General features: G+C 60.5%; 14 protein-coding genes and 1 pseudogene. 10 read left to right on the forward strand and 5 right to left on the reverse strand.

Translation table 11 applies throughout. The features are described 5' to 3' along the window. Nucleotides 1-30: 30 nt before the first annotated feature. Both ACXX9E_RS03775 and ACXX9E_RS03780 read right to left on the reverse strand, forming a co-directional pair. Complete coding sequence (locus ACXX9E_RS03775) at nt 31-885, reverse strand: sulfurtransferase (RefSeq protein WP_458555047.1); 855 nt, start codon at nt 883-885, stop codon at nt 31-33. Nucleotides 886-917: 32 nt separating this feature from the next. After that, complete coding sequence (locus tag ACXX9E_RS03780) at nt 918-1589, reverse strand: TetR/AcrR family transcriptional regulator (RefSeq protein WP_123469587.1); 672 nt, start codon at nt 1587-1589, stop codon at nt 918-920. Between the two features lie 145 nt (nt 1590-1734). On the opposite strand from ACXX9E_RS03780, the gene ACXX9E_RS03785 reads away from it, so the two are divergent. From ACXX9E_RS03785 to ACXX9E_RS03805, 5 genes are all read left to right on the forward strand, one after another. Further along, entirely contained in the window at nt 1735-3165 is a 1431-nt protein-coding gene (locus ACXX9E_RS03785; RefSeq protein WP_123469589.1) for a coniferyl aldehyde dehydrogenase, read from the forward strand. A gap of 29 nt (nt 3166-3194) precedes the next feature. After that, nucleotides 3195-3740 (forward strand): twin-arginine translocation pathway signal protein, encoded by a 546-nt coding sequence (locus ACXX9E_RS03790; RefSeq protein ID WP_222834111.1) that lies wholly within the window; start codon nt 3195-3197, stop codon nt 3738-3740. Between the two features lie 111 nt (nt 3741-3851). Further along, a complete protein-coding gene (locus ACXX9E_RS03795; RefSeq protein WP_458555048.1) occupies nt 3852-5447 on the forward strand; it encodes a GMC family oxidoreductase in 1596 nt (531 codons plus the stop codon). 115 nt (nt 5448-5562) lie between these two features. Continuing rightward, complete coding sequence (coaD, locus tag ACXX9E_RS03800; RefSeq protein ID WP_003229157.1) at nt 5563-6042, forward strand: pantetheine-phosphate adenylyltransferase; 480 nt, start codon at nt 5563-5565, stop codon at nt 6040-6042. A 101-nt stretch (nt 6043-6143) separates the two neighbouring features. Beyond that, complete coding sequence (locus ACXX9E_RS03805; protein WP_007921257.1) at nt 6144-6395, forward strand: YfhL family 4Fe-4S dicluster ferredoxin; 252 nt, start codon at nt 6144-6146, stop codon at nt 6393-6395. Between the two features lie 149 nt (nt 6396-6544). Here the strand turns inward: ACXX9E_RS03805 and ACXX9E_RS03810 are convergent, their stop codons facing one another. The 3 genes and pseudogenes from ACXX9E_RS03810 to ACXX9E_RS03820 all read right to left on the reverse strand — a co-directional run bounded on the left by ACXX9E_RS03810 (nt 6545) and on the right by ACXX9E_RS03820 (nt 8577). Then, the gene (locus ACXX9E_RS03810; protein ID WP_123469595.1) at nt 6545-6868 is read right to left on the reverse strand and encodes a multidrug transporter; all 324 of its coding nucleotides are present in this window, start codon (nt 6866-6868) and stop codon (nt 6545-6547) included. A gap of 70 nt (nt 6869-6938) precedes the next feature. Beyond that, complete coding sequence (mutM, locus tag ACXX9E_RS03815; protein WP_025112080.1) at nt 6939-7751, reverse strand: bifunctional DNA-formamidopyrimidine glycosylase/DNA-(apurinic or apyrimidinic site) lyase; 813 nt, start codon at nt 7749-7751, stop codon at nt 6939-6941. A 12-nt stretch (nt 7752-7763) separates the two neighbouring features. Beyond that, nucleotides 7764-8577 (reverse strand): annotated as a pseudogene (locus ACXX9E_RS03820) (HDOD domain-containing protein). Between the two features lie 228 nt (nt 8578-8805). On the opposite strand from ACXX9E_RS03820, the gene ACXX9E_RS03825 reads away from it, so the two are divergent. From ACXX9E_RS03825 to ACXX9E_RS03845, 5 genes are all read left to right on the forward strand, one after another. Further along, complete coding sequence (locus ACXX9E_RS03825) at nt 8806-9345, forward strand: type 1 glutamine amidotransferase domain-containing protein (protein WP_123469598.1); 540 nt, start codon at nt 8806-8808, stop codon at nt 9343-9345. Between the two features lie 172 nt (nt 9346-9517). Then, on the forward strand, nt 9518-10714 hold the full coding sequence (locus ACXX9E_RS03830; protein WP_093429813.1) for a class I SAM-dependent rRNA methyltransferase: 1197 nt from the start codon (nt 9518-9520) through the stop codon (nt 10712-10714). A 449-nt stretch (nt 10715-11163) separates the two neighbouring features. Further along, complete coding sequence (locus tag ACXX9E_RS03835) at nt 11164-12237, forward strand: SagB family peptide dehydrogenase (RefSeq protein WP_458555049.1); 1074 nt, start codon at nt 11164-11166, stop codon at nt 12235-12237. Beyond that, nucleotides 12234-13211: a diiron oxygenase gene (locus tag ACXX9E_RS03840; protein ID WP_123469601.1), complete on the forward strand. Its 978-nt coding sequence runs from the start codon at nt 12234-12236 to the stop codon at nt 13209-13211. Before ACXX9E_RS03835 ends, ACXX9E_RS03840 begins: the two co-directional genes overlap by 4 nt. Next, the gene (locus tag ACXX9E_RS03845) at nt 13204-14436 is read left to right on the forward strand and encodes an MFS transporter (RefSeq protein WP_458555050.1); all 1233 of its coding nucleotides are present in this window, start codon (nt 13204-13206) and stop codon (nt 14434-14436) included. The genes ACXX9E_RS03840 and ACXX9E_RS03845 overlap by 8 nt, the downstream gene beginning before the upstream one ends. Nucleotides 14437-14646: the final 210 nt, after the last annotated feature.

The following is a 14646-nucleotide window of genomic DNA, read 5'->3' on the forward strand; positions in this document are numbered from 1 at the left end:
CGTGAGCCTGCCGGGAGAACCTCGTGGGGATCACTCGCCGGTGGCGATGCCTCGGGAAGGCTCGTTGATCCACTCGCTCCACGACCCGGCGTACAACGAAGCCAACGGATACCCCGCCAGGCACAACGCAAACAGGTTGTGACACGCCGTCACCCCGGACCCGCAATACGCCACCAGAGCCGCGGGCGAGCGATCGCCGAGTTTGGCGGCAAACCGCTGCTTGAGCTGGTCCGCCGGCAGGAAACGCCCGTCGGTGCCAAGGTTCTCGGTAAACGCCGCACATTGCGCACCGGGAATGTGCCCGGCAATCGGGTCGATCGGCTCCACTTCCCCTTTGAAACGCGGCAAAGCCCGCGCATCCAGCAGCGTCAGCGCCGGCTGGCCGAGACGCTGCTGCAATTGTTCGGCGCTGAGCAGCAAGCCCATGTCCGCCTGACCGCTGAAATGGCCACGGCTGTTCGCCGGTGCATCCAGGCTCAGCGGTAACCCCGCACCGTGCCAGGCCTTGAGTCCGCCATCGAGGATGAACACACCCTCGCGCTTGCCCAGCCACGCCAGCAACCACCACGCCCGCGCCGCGTAGGCACCGGGACCGTCGTCATAGAGCACCACATCGCTGTCGGCATTGATGCCCCACGCTTGCAGTCGCTCGATCAATGCCGCCGGCTCAGGCAGCGGATGACGTCCGGTCACGCCCTTGACCACAGGCCCGCTGAGGTCACGTTCCAGATCGGCGAAATGCGCGCCGGCAATGTGCCCTTCGGCGTAGCTGCGCTGACCGTAATCCGGGTCTTCGAGGGCAAAACGACAATCGAGAATCACCAGCCCCGGCTGCTCCTTGCGGGCATCCAGTGCGACGGGGCTGATCAGTTGCGCAATCGGCATGACGGACTCCTGTGGGATGTCGGCGATACGGTTTACTTCACGTCTTCGAGGGCCTGGGCCAGCGGCACGTAGAACTCCTCGAACAATGCGTTGACCTGCTCGCGCGCCTGATCGGTGACGAACCCGGCTTCCAGCACCAGCACCTGATACACGCCGCGTTTGACGGCCTGTTCGCTGAGGTGATTGGAGTTTTCCCGGGTGGTGCACAGGAAGCGCACCCACGACGTCAGGATGATCCACGCATTGAGGGTCAGGGATTCGATCTGCACGCGATCCATTTTCAGGATCCCGGCCGCGACAAAACCTTCGTAAATGGCGGCGCCCTGAATCACGCAGCGCTGGGAAAAGCGCCGATAACGGGCCGCCAGCTCCGCGTCGCTGTCGAGCAGGTGCTCAAGATCGCGATGCAAAAAGCGGTAACGCCACATCGCCGACAGCAATTCCTTGAGATAGAAACGCTTGTCTTCCACCGTCGCGGCGCGGCCCTGCGGCGGGCGCAGAAAGCTGTCGACCAGGGCTTCGTACTCACTGAACAGCACGGCGATGATCGCCTGCTTGTTGGGGAAGTGGTAGTACAGATTGCCCGGAGAAATCTCCATGTGGGCCGCAATGTGGTTGGTGCTGACGCTGCGCTCGCCCTGCTGATTGAACAGCTCCAGGCTGTTCTGCACGATGCGCTCGCTGGTTTTTATTCGTGGGGCCATGGCTTGAGCTTTAATTCAGAGTGCGGTGACCGGCATCTTACGACCTATCCGGAGCGGGATAAAACAAAGCTGCGCAAGGAAGTCATTTGACTTTCTAGAGCATAGACTCTAGAAAGTCCTCACGATAATAAAACCGGAGCCTTCAATGACTGCCGATATTGCTTACCTGCAAACCTTGCAAGAGCCACTTGAAGCGCTCGACCGGTTGTTCGCCGCGCAACGTGCCGCCTACGCCGCCAACCCGATGCCCCCCGCCGCGCAACGCCAGCAATGGCTGAAGAGCTTGCGCGATTTGCTCAGCAGCGAACGTCAGGCCCTGATCGACGCCATCAGCACCGATTTCAGCCATCGCAGCGCCGATGAAACCTTGCTCGCCGAGCTGATGCCGAGCCTGCATGGCATTCATTACGCCAGCCGCCACCTCAAAGGCTGGATGAAGGCCTCGCGGCGCAAGGTCGGCATGGCGTTCCAGCCGGCTTCGGCGAAAGTGGTGTACCAGCCGCTCGGCGTCGTCGGTGTCATCGTGCCGTGGAACTACCCGCTTTATCTGGCCATCGGCCCGCTGGTCGGCGCGTTGGCGGCGGGCAACCGGGTGATGCTCAAACTCAGCGAATCAACACCGGCGACCGGGCAATTGCTCAAGCAACTGTTCGCCCGGGTATTCCCTGAAGACCTGGTCTGCGTGGTGCTCGGAGAGGCGGACGTCGGCGTGGCATTTTCCCGGTTGCGCTTCGATCACTTGCTGTTCACTGGCGCCACCAGCATTGGCAAACACGTGATGCGCGCCGCTGCCGAAAACCTCACGCCGGTCACCCTGGAACTGGGCGGCAAGTCGCCGGCCATCGTCTCCCACGACGTACCGCTCAAGGACGCCGCCGAACGCATCGCCTTCGGTAAAACCCTGAATGCCGGGCAGACCTGCGTCGCACCGGACTACGTGCTGGTGCCAGAAGACCGTGTCGGCGGGTTCGTCGAAGCCTATCGCCAGGCCGTCCAGGGTTTTTACCCGACCCTCGCCGACAACCCGGATTACACGGCGATCATCAATGAACGCCAACTGGCACGCCTCAATGGCTACATCAGTGATGCCACCAGCAAAGGCGCGTTGCTGATTCCATTGTTCGAACACGGTCAGGGCCGACGCATGCCGCACAGCCTGTTGCTGAATGTCAGCGACGAAATGACCGTGATGCAGGACGAAATCTTCGGCCCGCTGCTGCCGATCGTGCCGTACCAGGATCTGCAGCAGGCATTCGCTTACATTAATCAGCGACCACGTCCTCTGGCGCTTTACTACTTCGGCTACGACAAACGCGAACAGCACCGCGTGTTGCACGAAACTCACTCCGGCGGCGTGTGCCTGAACGACACCCTGTTGCATGTGGCACAGGACGATATGCCATTCGGCGGCATCGGCCCGTCAGGCATGGGCCATTACCACGGCCATGAAGGTTTCCTCACATTCAGTAAAGCCAAAGGTGTGTTGATCAAGCAGCGCTTCAATGCGTCCAGGCTGATTTACCCGCCCTACGGCAAATCGATTCAGAAACTGATCCAGAAGCTGTTCATCCGCTAAGCCCTTGTCACCGCCGGGTAATAAAAACAATGCACCCAAGCCTGACTGAAACACCTGCGCTGTCGCGCCGTGGCCTGCTGAAGTTCAGCCTCGGCGCTACCGCGTTTCTTGCCACTGCCGGACTCGGCGCCAGCCTCAGTGGCTGTTCGTCGAGCGTGACCGCCAACGGGTTCGCCGCATTGCGCGACGGTGATCTGTTGTTTCTGCGCGCCTTGATTCCAGTGATGCTCGAGGGCGCCGTGGCGAGCGAAAAAATGCCCGGCGCCGTCGATGGCACCCTCAAGTCGCTGGACTACAGCCTCGATCACCTGTCGCCGGAAATGCTCAAACTCACCCGGCAACTGTTCGACGTGCTCGGCATGGCCGTCACGCGCGGGCCGCTCACCGGAATCTGGGGCAGCTGGGAAAACGCCGGCCCCGAGGCCATGCGTCACTTTCTCGAACGCTGGCAGAACAGCTCGCTGAGCCTGCTGCGCATGGGCCACAGCTCACTGCAGCAAATGGTGATGATGGCCTGGTACACCCGCGCCGAGTCCTGGGCGCACTGCGGCTACCCCGGCCCGCCTAACGTTTGAAACCGGGGCTCGCCCCCACAAGGGAATGCATTTCAATGTGGGAGCGAGCTTGCTCGCGAAGGCGCCAGCCGCCTCACCACCACAGCCAGAATAATAAAGAGAACCTGATCGATGCCCGTACCCGACCCGTTCCGCGAAGGCCTCGCCCGTGGCTGGAAAACCTATAACGGCGCACAACTGACCGACGACCTGACGCTGCAAGCCGACGTCGCCATCATCGGCAGCGGCGCCGGTGGCGGCACCACCGCGGAAATTCTCAGCGCTGCCGGCTACAAGGTGCTGCTGATCGAAGAAGGCCCGCTCAAAACCAGCTCCGATTTCAAAATGCTCGAAGACCAGGCCTACAGCAGCCTGTATCAGGAAGGTATCGGCCGCATGAGCAAGGACGGCGCGATCACTATCCTCCAGGGCCGCGCGGTCGGCGGCACGACACTGATCAACTGGACATCGAGCTTTCGTACCCCGGAACCGACACTCGAGCACTGGGCCAAGGAACACAACGTCAAAGGCCACAGCCCTGCCGAGATGGCGCCGTGGTTCGAGAAAATGGAGCAACGCCTGGGTGTGGCACCCTGGATGGTGCCACCCAACGCCAATAACGACGTGATCCGCAAGGGCTGCGAACAGCTCGGCTACAGCTGGCACGTGATTCCGCGCAATGTGCGCGGTTGCTGGAACCTCGGCTATTGCGGCATGGGCTGCCCGACCAACGCCAAACAGTCGATGATGGTCACCACCATTCCGGCGACCCTGGAAAAGGGCGGCGAGCTGCTCTACCTGGCTCGCGCGGAAAAACTGCTGATCAGCGGCGACAAGGTCTCCGGCCTGCAGTGTGTGGCGATGGACGAACGCTGCGTCGCACCGACCGGGCGCACGATTACGGTCAAGGCGCGGCATTACGTGCTGGCCGGCGGCGGCATCAACAGCCCCGCCCTACTCTTGCGCTCGGGCGCGCCAGACCCGCATCAGCGCCTCGGCAAACGCACCTTCCTGCATCTGGTGAACATGTCCGCCGGGCGTTTCGACGAAGTGATCAACCCGTTCTACGGTGCGCCACAGTCGATTTACTCGGATCATTTCCAGTGGAGGGACGGCACCAGCGGGCCGATGGGCTACAAACTCGAAGTGCCACCGCTGCACCCGGCGCTGGCGGCAACGCTGCTGGGCGGCTTCGGCACGCAGAACGCCGAACACATGGCTGATCTGCCGCACACCCACGCGATGCTGGCGCTGCTGCGCGACGGTTTCCACCCGGACAGCCCTGGCGGCAATGTCGAATTGCGCGGCGATGGCTCGCCGGTGCTCGACTATCAGGTCTCGCCTTACGCCTGGGAAGGCTTGCGCCGCGCCTTTCACAGCATGGCCGAGATCCAGTTTGCCGGCGGCGCGCAAGCGGTGATGCCGATGCACGCCGATGCGCGTTACGTGAAAACCCTGGCCGAGGCGCGCACTTTGATCGACGGTTTGAGCCTTGAGCTGTACCGCACACGCCTGGGCAGTGCCCACGTCATGGGTGGCTGCGCGATGGGCGAAGACCCGAAAAACGCAGTCACCGACAGCCTTGGCCGGCATCATCAACTGAGCAATCTGTCGATTCACGACGGCTCGTTGTTCCCCACCAGCATCGGTGCCAACCCGCAGTTGTCGGTGTATGGACTGACTGCACAATTGACGACGTCCCTCGCTGATCGGCTGAGAAATCCGTGAAAAAACCGGTTTATCGCGTCGTCTATAGTGCTTTCTTACCCAACAGGCGACTTGGCCGACCGGGACGGCTGCGATACCATCCGACTCCCCAACGGACTCCCGCCAGGACGACGCGATGAACCGAGTGTTGTACCCAGGTACCTTCGACCCTATTACCAAGGGCCATGGCGATCTGGTCGAACGCGCCTCGCGCCTGTTCGATCACGTGATCATCGCCGTCGCCGCCAGCCCCAAGAAAAACCCGCTGTTCCCGCTGGAACAACGGGTCGAACTGGCTCGCGAGGTCACCAAACACCTGCCGAACGTGGAAGTGGTCGGTTTCTCGACGCTGCTGGCGCATTTCGCCAAAGAGCAGAACGCCAATGTGTTCCTGCGTGGTCTGCGCGCGGTGTCGGACTTCGAATACGAATTCCAGCTGGCCAACATGAACCGCCAATTGGCGCCGGACGTCGAGAGCCTGTTTCTCACACCGTCCGAGCGTTATTCGTTCATTTCCTCGACGCTGGTGCGGGAAATCGCTGCGCTGGGCGGTGATATCAGCAAGTTCGTCCACCCGGCCGTGGCCGACGCCCTGACCCTGCGCTTCAAGAAGTAACGACCGTTCAAACGGCGCCCGCGTGCACTGCGGGCGTCAATGCGGCACAATTGCGCGCATTGATTATTGCGCCCGGGCTTGCCGCCCCGGCTGGAGTTAGCATGTCCCTGATCATCACCGACGATTGCATCAACTGCGACGTCTGCGAACCCGAGTGCCCGAACGCCGCCATTTCCCAAGGCGAAGAGATCTATGTGATCGACCCGAACCTGTGCACCCAGTGCGTTGGCCACTACGACGAGCCGCAGTGCCAGCAGGTCTGCCCGGTGGATTGCATACCGCTGGACGAAGCCCATCCGGAGACTGAAGAAGAGTTGATGGCGAAGTACCGCAAGATTACCGGCAAGGCCTGAGTTCTTCAGCGCCGCTGGCGACGCCATCGCGGGCAAGCCCGCTCCCACAGGGTTCTGTGGTGGAACAAAATTGTGTGAACACCAAAACCTTGTGGGAGCGGGCTTGCCCGCGATGAGGCCATCGGCAACACCGCAAAACCCGGATCAGCTTACTCGCGCTGCTCAAAACCCTCCCCGACACACCCCAGACACCGCACAAACGCTGCCCTCGCCGGGTCAACCACCAGCGCCTGCCCTGCCTCGCCAATTCCGCCACCCAGCGCGGTAAACGGCAACGACACCACAAACGCCCCCGCACCGATTACCGTCGCCACCACCAGCAAAGGTCGGGCGATCAGCAAGTCGCCAAGCATGGCGTAGGCCGGTGGGTTCTGGATGGTGTAACGCGGATCACCGCTGCCGGTTTCCGTGGCTTGGACAGCCAGACTGGAACACAGCAGCAGTGCGGCACAGAGGACTTGCAGGGATTTCATGGCACGATCCTTCGGGCTAGGCAGTGAGACAACTCACTATAGACCGTAGGATGTTTTCGAACGGTTTACCTCAGCTCTGACAGCGCGGGCAGAAAACACTGGCGCGCTGACCAAGCTTCACTTCCCGCAGGCCGGTGCCGCAGACCTTGCAGTGTTCACCGCCACGACCATAAACAAACAGTTCCTGCTGGAAGTACCCCGGTTGCCCGTCACCGCCAATGAAGTCACGCAACGTGGTGCCGCCGCGCTCGATGGCGGCGGCGAGGATGCGTTTGATCTCGATCGCCAGCTTCAGATAACGCGCCCGCGAGATGCTCTTGGCTTCGCGGCGTGGATCGATGCCGGCAGCGAACAGCGCTTCGGTCGCGTAAATGTTGCCGACCCCGACCACCACCGCGTTGTCCATGATGAACGGTTTGACCGCCATCGAACGCCCGCGCGACAGCTGGAACAGGCGCTCGCCGTCGAACAGATCGGTCAATGGCTCCGGCCCGAGGCGAATCAGCAGTTCGTGATTGAGCGGATCGGTGCTCCACAGCATTGCACCGAAGCGTCGCGGATCGGTGTAGCGCAAGGCCAGCCCGGATTCCAGCTCGATATCGACATGCTCATGCTTGAGCGCCGGCAAGCCGACCTCGACCAGACGCAGGTTGCCCGACATGCCCAAATGACTGATCAACGTACCGACTTCGGCGTTGATCAACAGGTACTTGGCGCGCCGCTCGACCAGCACGATGCGCTGCCCGGACAGGCGCACATCGAGGTCTTCGGGGATTGGCCAGCGCAGCCGGCGGTCACGCACGATGACCCGGCTGACCCGCTGGCCTTCCAGGTGGGGGGCAATGCCCCGGCGGGTGGTTTCGACTTCCGGCAGTTCAGGCATGGCGTCCTCGGATCAATGCGCGCCGAGGTCGCGAATCGTTTGTTTGAGCGTTTCGAAGTCGTAGTCCGACAGGCCGACGTAATCGAGAACCAGCGCACCGATGCTGTTCCACTCCTGGTCTTCGGCCTGGTTGCCGAGCACCCGGTACGACGCGCAGATGTGCTCGGCCATTTTGCAGGATCGCCAGCAGATTCTTCATCTGGCTGTTGCGCGAGGACTCGTCGCTGAAGATCGCCAATGCATTGTGGTGATTGGCAATCGCCGAACTGACGTGCTCCGGCAGACGCCACGACTTGGCGGTGTAATAACCGACCACCGAGTGATTGGTGTTGAACTCGGCATTTTCGGTGTCCACCACGCGGCACTCGGCGCTGGCATTGGCGTAAGCCTTTTCCAGCACCGACATGTAGTTGGGGAAGCGTTGCAGCATCAACGGCACGCCACAATCGTGGAACAGGCCCAATGCATAAGCCTCGTCGCCAGCCTGGGTGCCCACACGCTTGGCCAGGGTCAGGCAGGTCATGGCCACGTCCTGGGCAGTGTCCCAGAAACGGTTGAGGGTGACGATGGTGTCGTCGTTCATCTCGCCCTTGATCGACTGCGCGTTGATCAGGTTGATGATCGAACGACTGCCCAACAGGTTCACCGCGCGCTGGATCGAGGTGATCTTGTTGCTCAGGCCGTAATAAGGTGAATTGACGATTTTCAGCAGAGAACCGGACAGGCCGGGATCCTGGGCGATCAGCTTGGCGATCACCTCCAGGTCCGGGTCGGGCATGTACTGCTCCATTTGCAGATCCACCATGATCTGCGGCTGCGCCGGCACGCTGATGCCTTGCAGGGATTGTTGAATCTGTTCGGTGGTCAGCTCTTGGGACATAAGTACACACTCTGGGACAGGCGGCGATTCTAACCTCTAAAAACCGCTCGACGACACACCAGTGGGCAATTGTCAGGAACTTTCATTCCCGCACCGGCTTCGGAGTCTGTAAGGCCCGATGGACGATTGCAGTCCATTGCGGCGGCAATTTCCCGACGATTCAGGAGCTTAACGATGGCTACTTCTCTCAACGGCAAACGCGTCGCCATTTTGGTAACAGACGGTTTCGAACAGGTCGAACTGACCGGCCCCAAGCAGGCCCTGGAACAGGCTGGTGCTCAGGTCGATATCCTTTCCGCCGAGGCCGGCAAGGTCAAAGGCTGGAACCACGACAAACCGGCGGACGACTTTAAAGTCGACCAGACATTTCAAGGCGCCAGCAGCGAACAGTACGACGCGATCGTCCTGCCGGGCGGCGTGCAGAACTCCGACACCATTCGTATCGACCAGGACGCCCAGCATCTGGTCAAGACCGGCGCCTCCGCCGGCAAGCCGATCGCGGTGATCTGCCATGGCGGCTGGTTGCTGATTTCCGCCGGGCTGGTCAACGGCAAGACCATGACCAGCTACAAGACGCTCAAGGATGACCTGGTGAATGCCGGGGCCAACTGGGTTGATAAAGAAGTGATCAAGGACGGTCACCTGATCAGCAGCCGTCAGCCGGATGATATTCCGGCGTTCAACAAGGAGCTGATCAACGCGCTGTCTGCGTAGCTCTCAGGACTGCCTTCGCGAGCAAGCTCGCTCCCACACAGGTCTGTGCCGGTCATAAATCCCCTGTGGGAGCGAGCTTGCTCGCGAAGAGGCCATCTGCGTTTCATCGCACTCCAATCCCGGCACCAGCCCCAACACGGTATACTCCCGCTCTTTTTTCCGGAGCGACGTCATGTCCCTGCCTAGCTTGCGCCTCAAAGCCAACGCCGACCGTCGCCTGCGCGCCGGCCATCTGTGGGTCTACAGTAACGAAATCGACGTGGCGGCCACGCCACTGCACGGTTTCAATGCGGGCGACCAGGCCATCCTCGAAGCCGCCGGTGGCAAGCCGTTGGGCATCGTTGCGATGAGCCCGAACAACCTGATTTGCGCGCGCCTGCTGTCGCGCGACATCAAGGTTGCCCTGGACAAGTCGTTGCTGGTGCATCGCCTGAACGTCGCCTTGTCGCTGCGCGAGCGCCTGTTCGACAAGCCGTTCTACCGTCTGGTCTACGGTGATTCCGACCTGCTGCCAGGCCTGGTCGTTGATCGTTTCGGCGACATTCTTGTGGTGCAGATCGCCTCGGCGACCATGGAAGCGCATAAAGATGACGTGATCGCGGCCCTGACCCAGGTCCTCAAGCCAAGCGGCATCCTGTTCAAGAACGACTCCGCTGCCCGCGATGCCGAAGGCCTCAACCGCTACGTCGAAACCGTGTTCGGCCTGGTGCCGGAATGGGTTGCGCTGGAAGAGAACGGCGTGAAGTTCGAAGCCCCCGTCATTCAAGGTCAGAAAACCGGCTGGTTCTACGACCACCGCATGAACCGCGCACGCCTGGCCCCCTACGCCAAAGGCAAACGCGTGCTCGACCTTTATAGCTACATCGGTGGCTGGGGCGTGCAGGCGGCCGCATTCGGCGCCAGCGAAGTGTTCTGCGTCGATGCTTCGGCGTTCGCCCTCGACGGTGTCGAGCGCAACGCTGCGCTGAACGGCTTCGCCGACAAGATGACCTGCATCGAAGGCGATGTCTTCGAAGCCCTGAAAGAACTCAAGGCCAGCGAAGAGCGCTTTGACGTGATCGTTGCCGATCCACCGGCCTTCATCAAACGCAAGAAAGACATGAAAAACGGCGAAGGCGCCTACCGTCGTCTGAACGAGCAAGCCATGCGCCTGCTCAACAAGGACGGCATCCTCGTCAGCGCTTCGTGCTCGATGCACCTGCCGGAAGACGACCTGCAGAACATCCTGCTGACCAGCGCCCGTCACCTGGATCGCAACATCCAGTTGCTGGAACGTGGCGGTCAGGGGCCGGATCACCCGGTACACCCGGCCATCGCCGAAACCCGCTATATCAAGAGCATCACCTGCCGTCTGCTGCCAAACAGCTGATCGACACCGGGGAGCCAACAGGCTCCCCGTTTACTTTATGCCGTTCTCCGGCACTCTTTCCGCGAGTGCTGTCCATCCTCGACACTCGCGACTTCCTACATTTTCTTTCCTGAATACATGCAGGACATTTCCTTACGTCTTTTAATTATTAAAAAACACCCTACAACTCTAATCCTCGCTAAAGATCGCTCCGACAAAATTACTGGAATATTCCTACTTAATATCCTCTTGCGAATAATCCATTACAAACTATTATGAAGTTGTCACCACGAGGTGACTTAACTAAATCGAACAAGGAGTTCACATCATGAAAAGTATTTCTCTGGAAACAAACAAACTCGCAAACCTGGCTTTTCTGGTTGCCCATAAAACCCGCTAAGTAAGTCAGGACGCCGGGAAGTGCCGGCACCCGGCGTCCTTATCGTTTTTATCCAGAGTGAAGCCACTTCATGCACATCAATCCTTACCTGTTTATATTGCCGCGCTCACCCGGGCAAATAGTCTGGAACTACAAAGACCATACCCAGCACGAACTTGATCTTGATTACTCCTCGCGCCTCGCCCAACTAATAAGCAACCCCAACCTGTTCGACGCGCAAAACATAATAGACACACAACTATTAAATGCGGGCATTCTATCCGTATCAAAAACAGACAGCCCAACATGGGGCTGGGATGAACTGTCAAAGATTTATCATATCGGCACTCAGAATATTCCCTGCGAACACACACCTCGGAATATTGATGAATGGGCCAGACAGTATCTGGCGCACTGCGATGACGTTTTGGCCACCCCGGCACCGGCGGCGGCCCGTCCGGAGTCTGGAACCGGGCAATGCATTGCCTTGCCCGCTCGGAATGTCTTGAGCAACGACAGTCTGGCGAACGCATTGCTGCGGCGTAAAACCTGCCGCACCTTTACCGGCGCAGCCATGACACTGAATGATGTCGGCACATTGCTGTACCTTTCCCTTGGCTATCTCAGCGAGCGCGGGGAAGACGAGGACGACACCGTCGCCCAAGGCCTCGACGCACGTCGGAGCAGCCCTTCCGGCGGCGGTCTGAATGCGTGTGAAGGTTTTCTGCTGGTACAGAATGTCGAAGGCCTCACTCCCGGCCTGTATGCCTATGACCCCGCCGAGCACAGCCTGCGTTTTGTCAATCCACTGCCTGAAGCGGCACTGGGCGACCTGCTCGGTGGCCAGCACTTCATCAATAACCTGCCATTGGGATTGTTCATCACGGCGCGATTCGATCGGCTCTGGTGGAAATATGGACACTCGCGCGCCTATCGCATGGCATTCATTGAAGCCGGCCATCTGTCACAAACCTTTCAACTGGTCGCCACGGCATCAGGTTTCAATACCTGGCTGACCGGTGCGTTTGCAGACGCCCAGGTCGAAACGCTGCTCAACCTGGTGGGCAGTGCCGAACAACCGCTGTTTTTTGTCGGCTGCGGTAAAAGCGACGGCCAGGTGATGTGTGAAGAAATGCGCACGCTTTTGCGCGAGGTGCAGGCATGACGCTGCTCATTGCCGATCCGCACGAGGCACCCGTGTCATGGGCACTCAAATTCACCCTCGGAGACTGGGAGAACCGGGCTTCGGTGCGCAGCAGCACTCACGACTACCGACTGCCGGAAGACGTGCAGCAACAGTTGCAGAGCCGCCACTGGTTTCCACCGGCCTTCCTGCCGTATCTGGCGCACCCCGCGATCAAGGCGGCAGGACGCGAAACGTTGCACCGGTTGACCGCCAGCCATCTGGTGCACTTTCTCGATTACACCACGCTGCTCGAGCACCGCATCGTCAATCGTGCGGTGGAGGTGATCGTGCACCGGGAATTGCCGGTCTACGTACCTCAGGCGATGAAACACGCGGCGCTGCAGCTCTACACCGACGAGGGTTATCACGCGCTGTTCTCCAACCGTCTGGCGGAGCAGATCGCCGGGGTCTACGGGTTCAGCGCACGTCCCGTGATGCCGCAACGGATCACCCGCATGAACGCACTGATCGCCCGCACACCGCAGAAGCACCGCGCACTGGCATGGCTGCTGCTCGGTTTCGTCTCGGAAACCATCATTGCCCGGGAGTTGCTGGACGTTTGCCGCGACAGTCTGGTGTCCAGCGTCAGCGACATGCTGCGTGACCACCTGGCCGACGAAGCCCGCCACAGTCGCTACTTTGCCGAAGTGTTCCACTACGTCTGGCTGTCGATGAACAGTCGCCAGCGCGCATTCGCCAGCAAAACGTTGCTGGAGATCATCGGGATGTTCTTCGAGACCGATGAACCCTGGCTGCGACAGAGCCTGCGCGATGCCGGCATCGCCGACCGCGACGTAACCCTGATTGTCAGTGGCCTGGCCACGGCGCAGGCCAGTCGTGCACGTGCACGCTCAGGCTGCGTGGCGACCCTGGATGCACTGCGCAAAGCCGGTTTTTTTGCGCTGCCCCATAACCAGACACTCTTTGCCAAGGCAGGACTGATCGATGACTGAAGGCACATCCGTGGTCACCTCTCGCCAGCGTCGCGGGGCTGTCGGCCTGTTGCTGGCGATGGTACTGCTCGGCGTATTTCCCCTGGACGTTCTGCTGCCATCATTCCCGGCACTGGCGGCGCACTTTAACCGGACGCCGGCGGACATCGCACTGTCGATCAGCCTGTTTGCCGTGGGAATCGCGTTTGCGCAGCTATTGATCGGCCCGCTGTCCGACAGGATCGGGCGCAAGGGCTTGCTGCTCAGCGGCCTGGGCGTGTCGATGCTCGGCGCCATCGGTTGCGTGATGACCGCAGATTATTCGTTGTTCCTGATTTTCCGGGTGATGCAAGCCTTGGGCTGCGGTTGTTTCGTGTTATCTCAGGCCCTGGTTCAGGATCTGTTCGAAGGCGAGCAACGGGATCGCTTGCGAATCCTGATGGTCACGGCCACCGGTATCTTCATTTCGCTCTCGCCGCTGGCCGGCGCCTTCCTGCAGGCCACCCTTGGCTGGCGCGGCAGCTTCTGGGTGTTCACCGCGCTGTCGGCACTGTTGATGATCAAGGCCTGGCTGTTTCTGGACAGCGGTCGCCCGACGTCCAGCGCAGCACACCTTGGTTTTGTCAGGGCTTACCGGCGAGTGCTGAGCGATTTCGAGTTTGTCAGCTACTGGCTGATCTCGGCATTCGCCTTCGCCTGTCACTTCTCGTTCATCGTGATTTCGCCGCTGATTTTCATGGATCAGTTGCAACTGACGACTTATGACTTTTCCCTGATTCTGCTGATCTACGGCGCGGCGTATGTGTTCGGTGGTATCGCGGCCACGCTTTTGAGCCGACGGATCAATGCGCGACAACAGATCGTCGCCGGATTGAGCCTGATCCTGTTGGCGGGGCTGGTGATGCTGTTTCTGGCGCAGCACTTCGCGCGCTCGCCGGCCACGGTGCTGATTCCGATGCTGATCTGCACCGCCGGCACCACCATTGCGCGCCCGGCCGCCACCTCGCGAGCCATGGCCCTGTTCCCGGAAATAGCCGGGACGTCGGCCTCGGCCGGCAGCACGATCATCTTCGTGTGTGGCGGGTTGATCAGCGCGCTGATCAGCCTGAGTCCGAGCAACCTGCAAGCGACCCTCGGCTACTGTTTTGTCCTGCTCAGTGGCATCGCACTGGCGTTGAACAGGCGGATCAGCCGTCGCGCCAGAGAGCTCGACCGCAGTGCCATCACCTCCACGGGCGGCGATTGAGCCTGCCGGTCGTCATGCCACACGCACCGTCGGCACTGGAACAATGCTTTGCGCCATTCCCTCCGGACGCCAGCGGTGTAGAATCGGCTGATTCATCGCCATTCATCCCCCGGCGGGTTTATGAGCTCAGGCTGAGACCAGCGGCGATCCCGCAACGTCATCGGCAACTTCACGGACACACGGCCACTTCTGAGTGTTCCAGACGTCAAT

Source organism: Pseudomonas sp. GNP014 (assembly GCF_054344005.1).

What these genes read in the sequence shown, in the direction of transcription:
- ACXX9E_RS03775 (WP_458555047.1), bottom strand. Translation starts at nt 885, where the DNA reads ATGCCGATTGCGCAACTGATCAGCCCCGTCGCACTGGATGCCCGCAAG.
- ACXX9E_RS03780 (WP_123469587.1), bottom strand. Translation starts at nt 1,589, where the DNA reads ATGGCCCCACGAATAAAAACCAGCGAGCGCATCGTGCAGAACAGCCTG.
- ACXX9E_RS03785 (WP_123469589.1), top strand. Translation starts at nt 1,735, where the DNA reads ATGACTGCCGATATTGCTTACCTGCAAACCTTGCAAGAGCCACTTGAA.
- ACXX9E_RS03790 (WP_222834111.1), top strand. Translation starts at nt 3,195, where the DNA reads ATGCACCCAAGCCTGACTGAAACACCTGCGCTGTCGCGCCGTGGCCTG.
- ACXX9E_RS03795 (WP_458555048.1), top strand. Translation starts at nt 3,852, where the DNA reads ATGCCCGTACCCGACCCGTTCCGCGAAGGCCTCGCCCGTGGCTGGAAA.
- coaD (WP_003229157.1), top strand. Translation starts at nt 5,563, where the DNA reads ATGAACCGAGTGTTGTACCCAGGTACCTTCGACCCTATTACCAAGGGC.
- ACXX9E_RS03805 (WP_007921257.1), top strand. Translation starts at nt 6,144, where the DNA reads ATGTCCCTGATCATCACCGACGATTGCATCAACTGCGACGTCTGCGAA.
- ACXX9E_RS03810 (WP_123469595.1), bottom strand. Translation starts at nt 6,868, where the DNA reads ATGAAATCCCTGCAAGTCCTCTGTGCCGCACTGCTGCTGTGTTCCAGT.
- mutM (WP_025112080.1), bottom strand. Translation starts at nt 7,751, where the DNA reads ATGCCTGAACTGCCGGAAGTCGAAACCACCCGCCGGGGCATTGCCCCC.
- ACXX9E_RS03825 (WP_123469598.1), top strand. Translation starts at nt 8,806, where the DNA reads ATGGCTACTTCTCTCAACGGCAAACGCGTCGCCATTTTGGTAACAGAC.
- ACXX9E_RS03830 (WP_093429813.1), top strand. Translation starts at nt 9,518, where the DNA reads ATGTCCCTGCCTAGCTTGCGCCTCAAAGCCAACGCCGACCGTCGCCTG.
- ACXX9E_RS03835 (WP_458555049.1), top strand. Translation starts at nt 11,164, where the DNA reads ATGCACATCAATCCTTACCTGTTTATATTGCCGCGCTCACCCGGGCAA.
- ACXX9E_RS03840 (WP_123469601.1), top strand. Translation starts at nt 12,234, where the DNA reads ATGACGCTGCTCATTGCCGATCCGCACGAGGCACCCGTGTCATGGGCA.
- ACXX9E_RS03845 (WP_458555050.1), top strand. Translation starts at nt 13,204, where the DNA reads ATGACTGAAGGCACATCCGTGGTCACCTCTCGCCAGCGTCGCGGGGCT.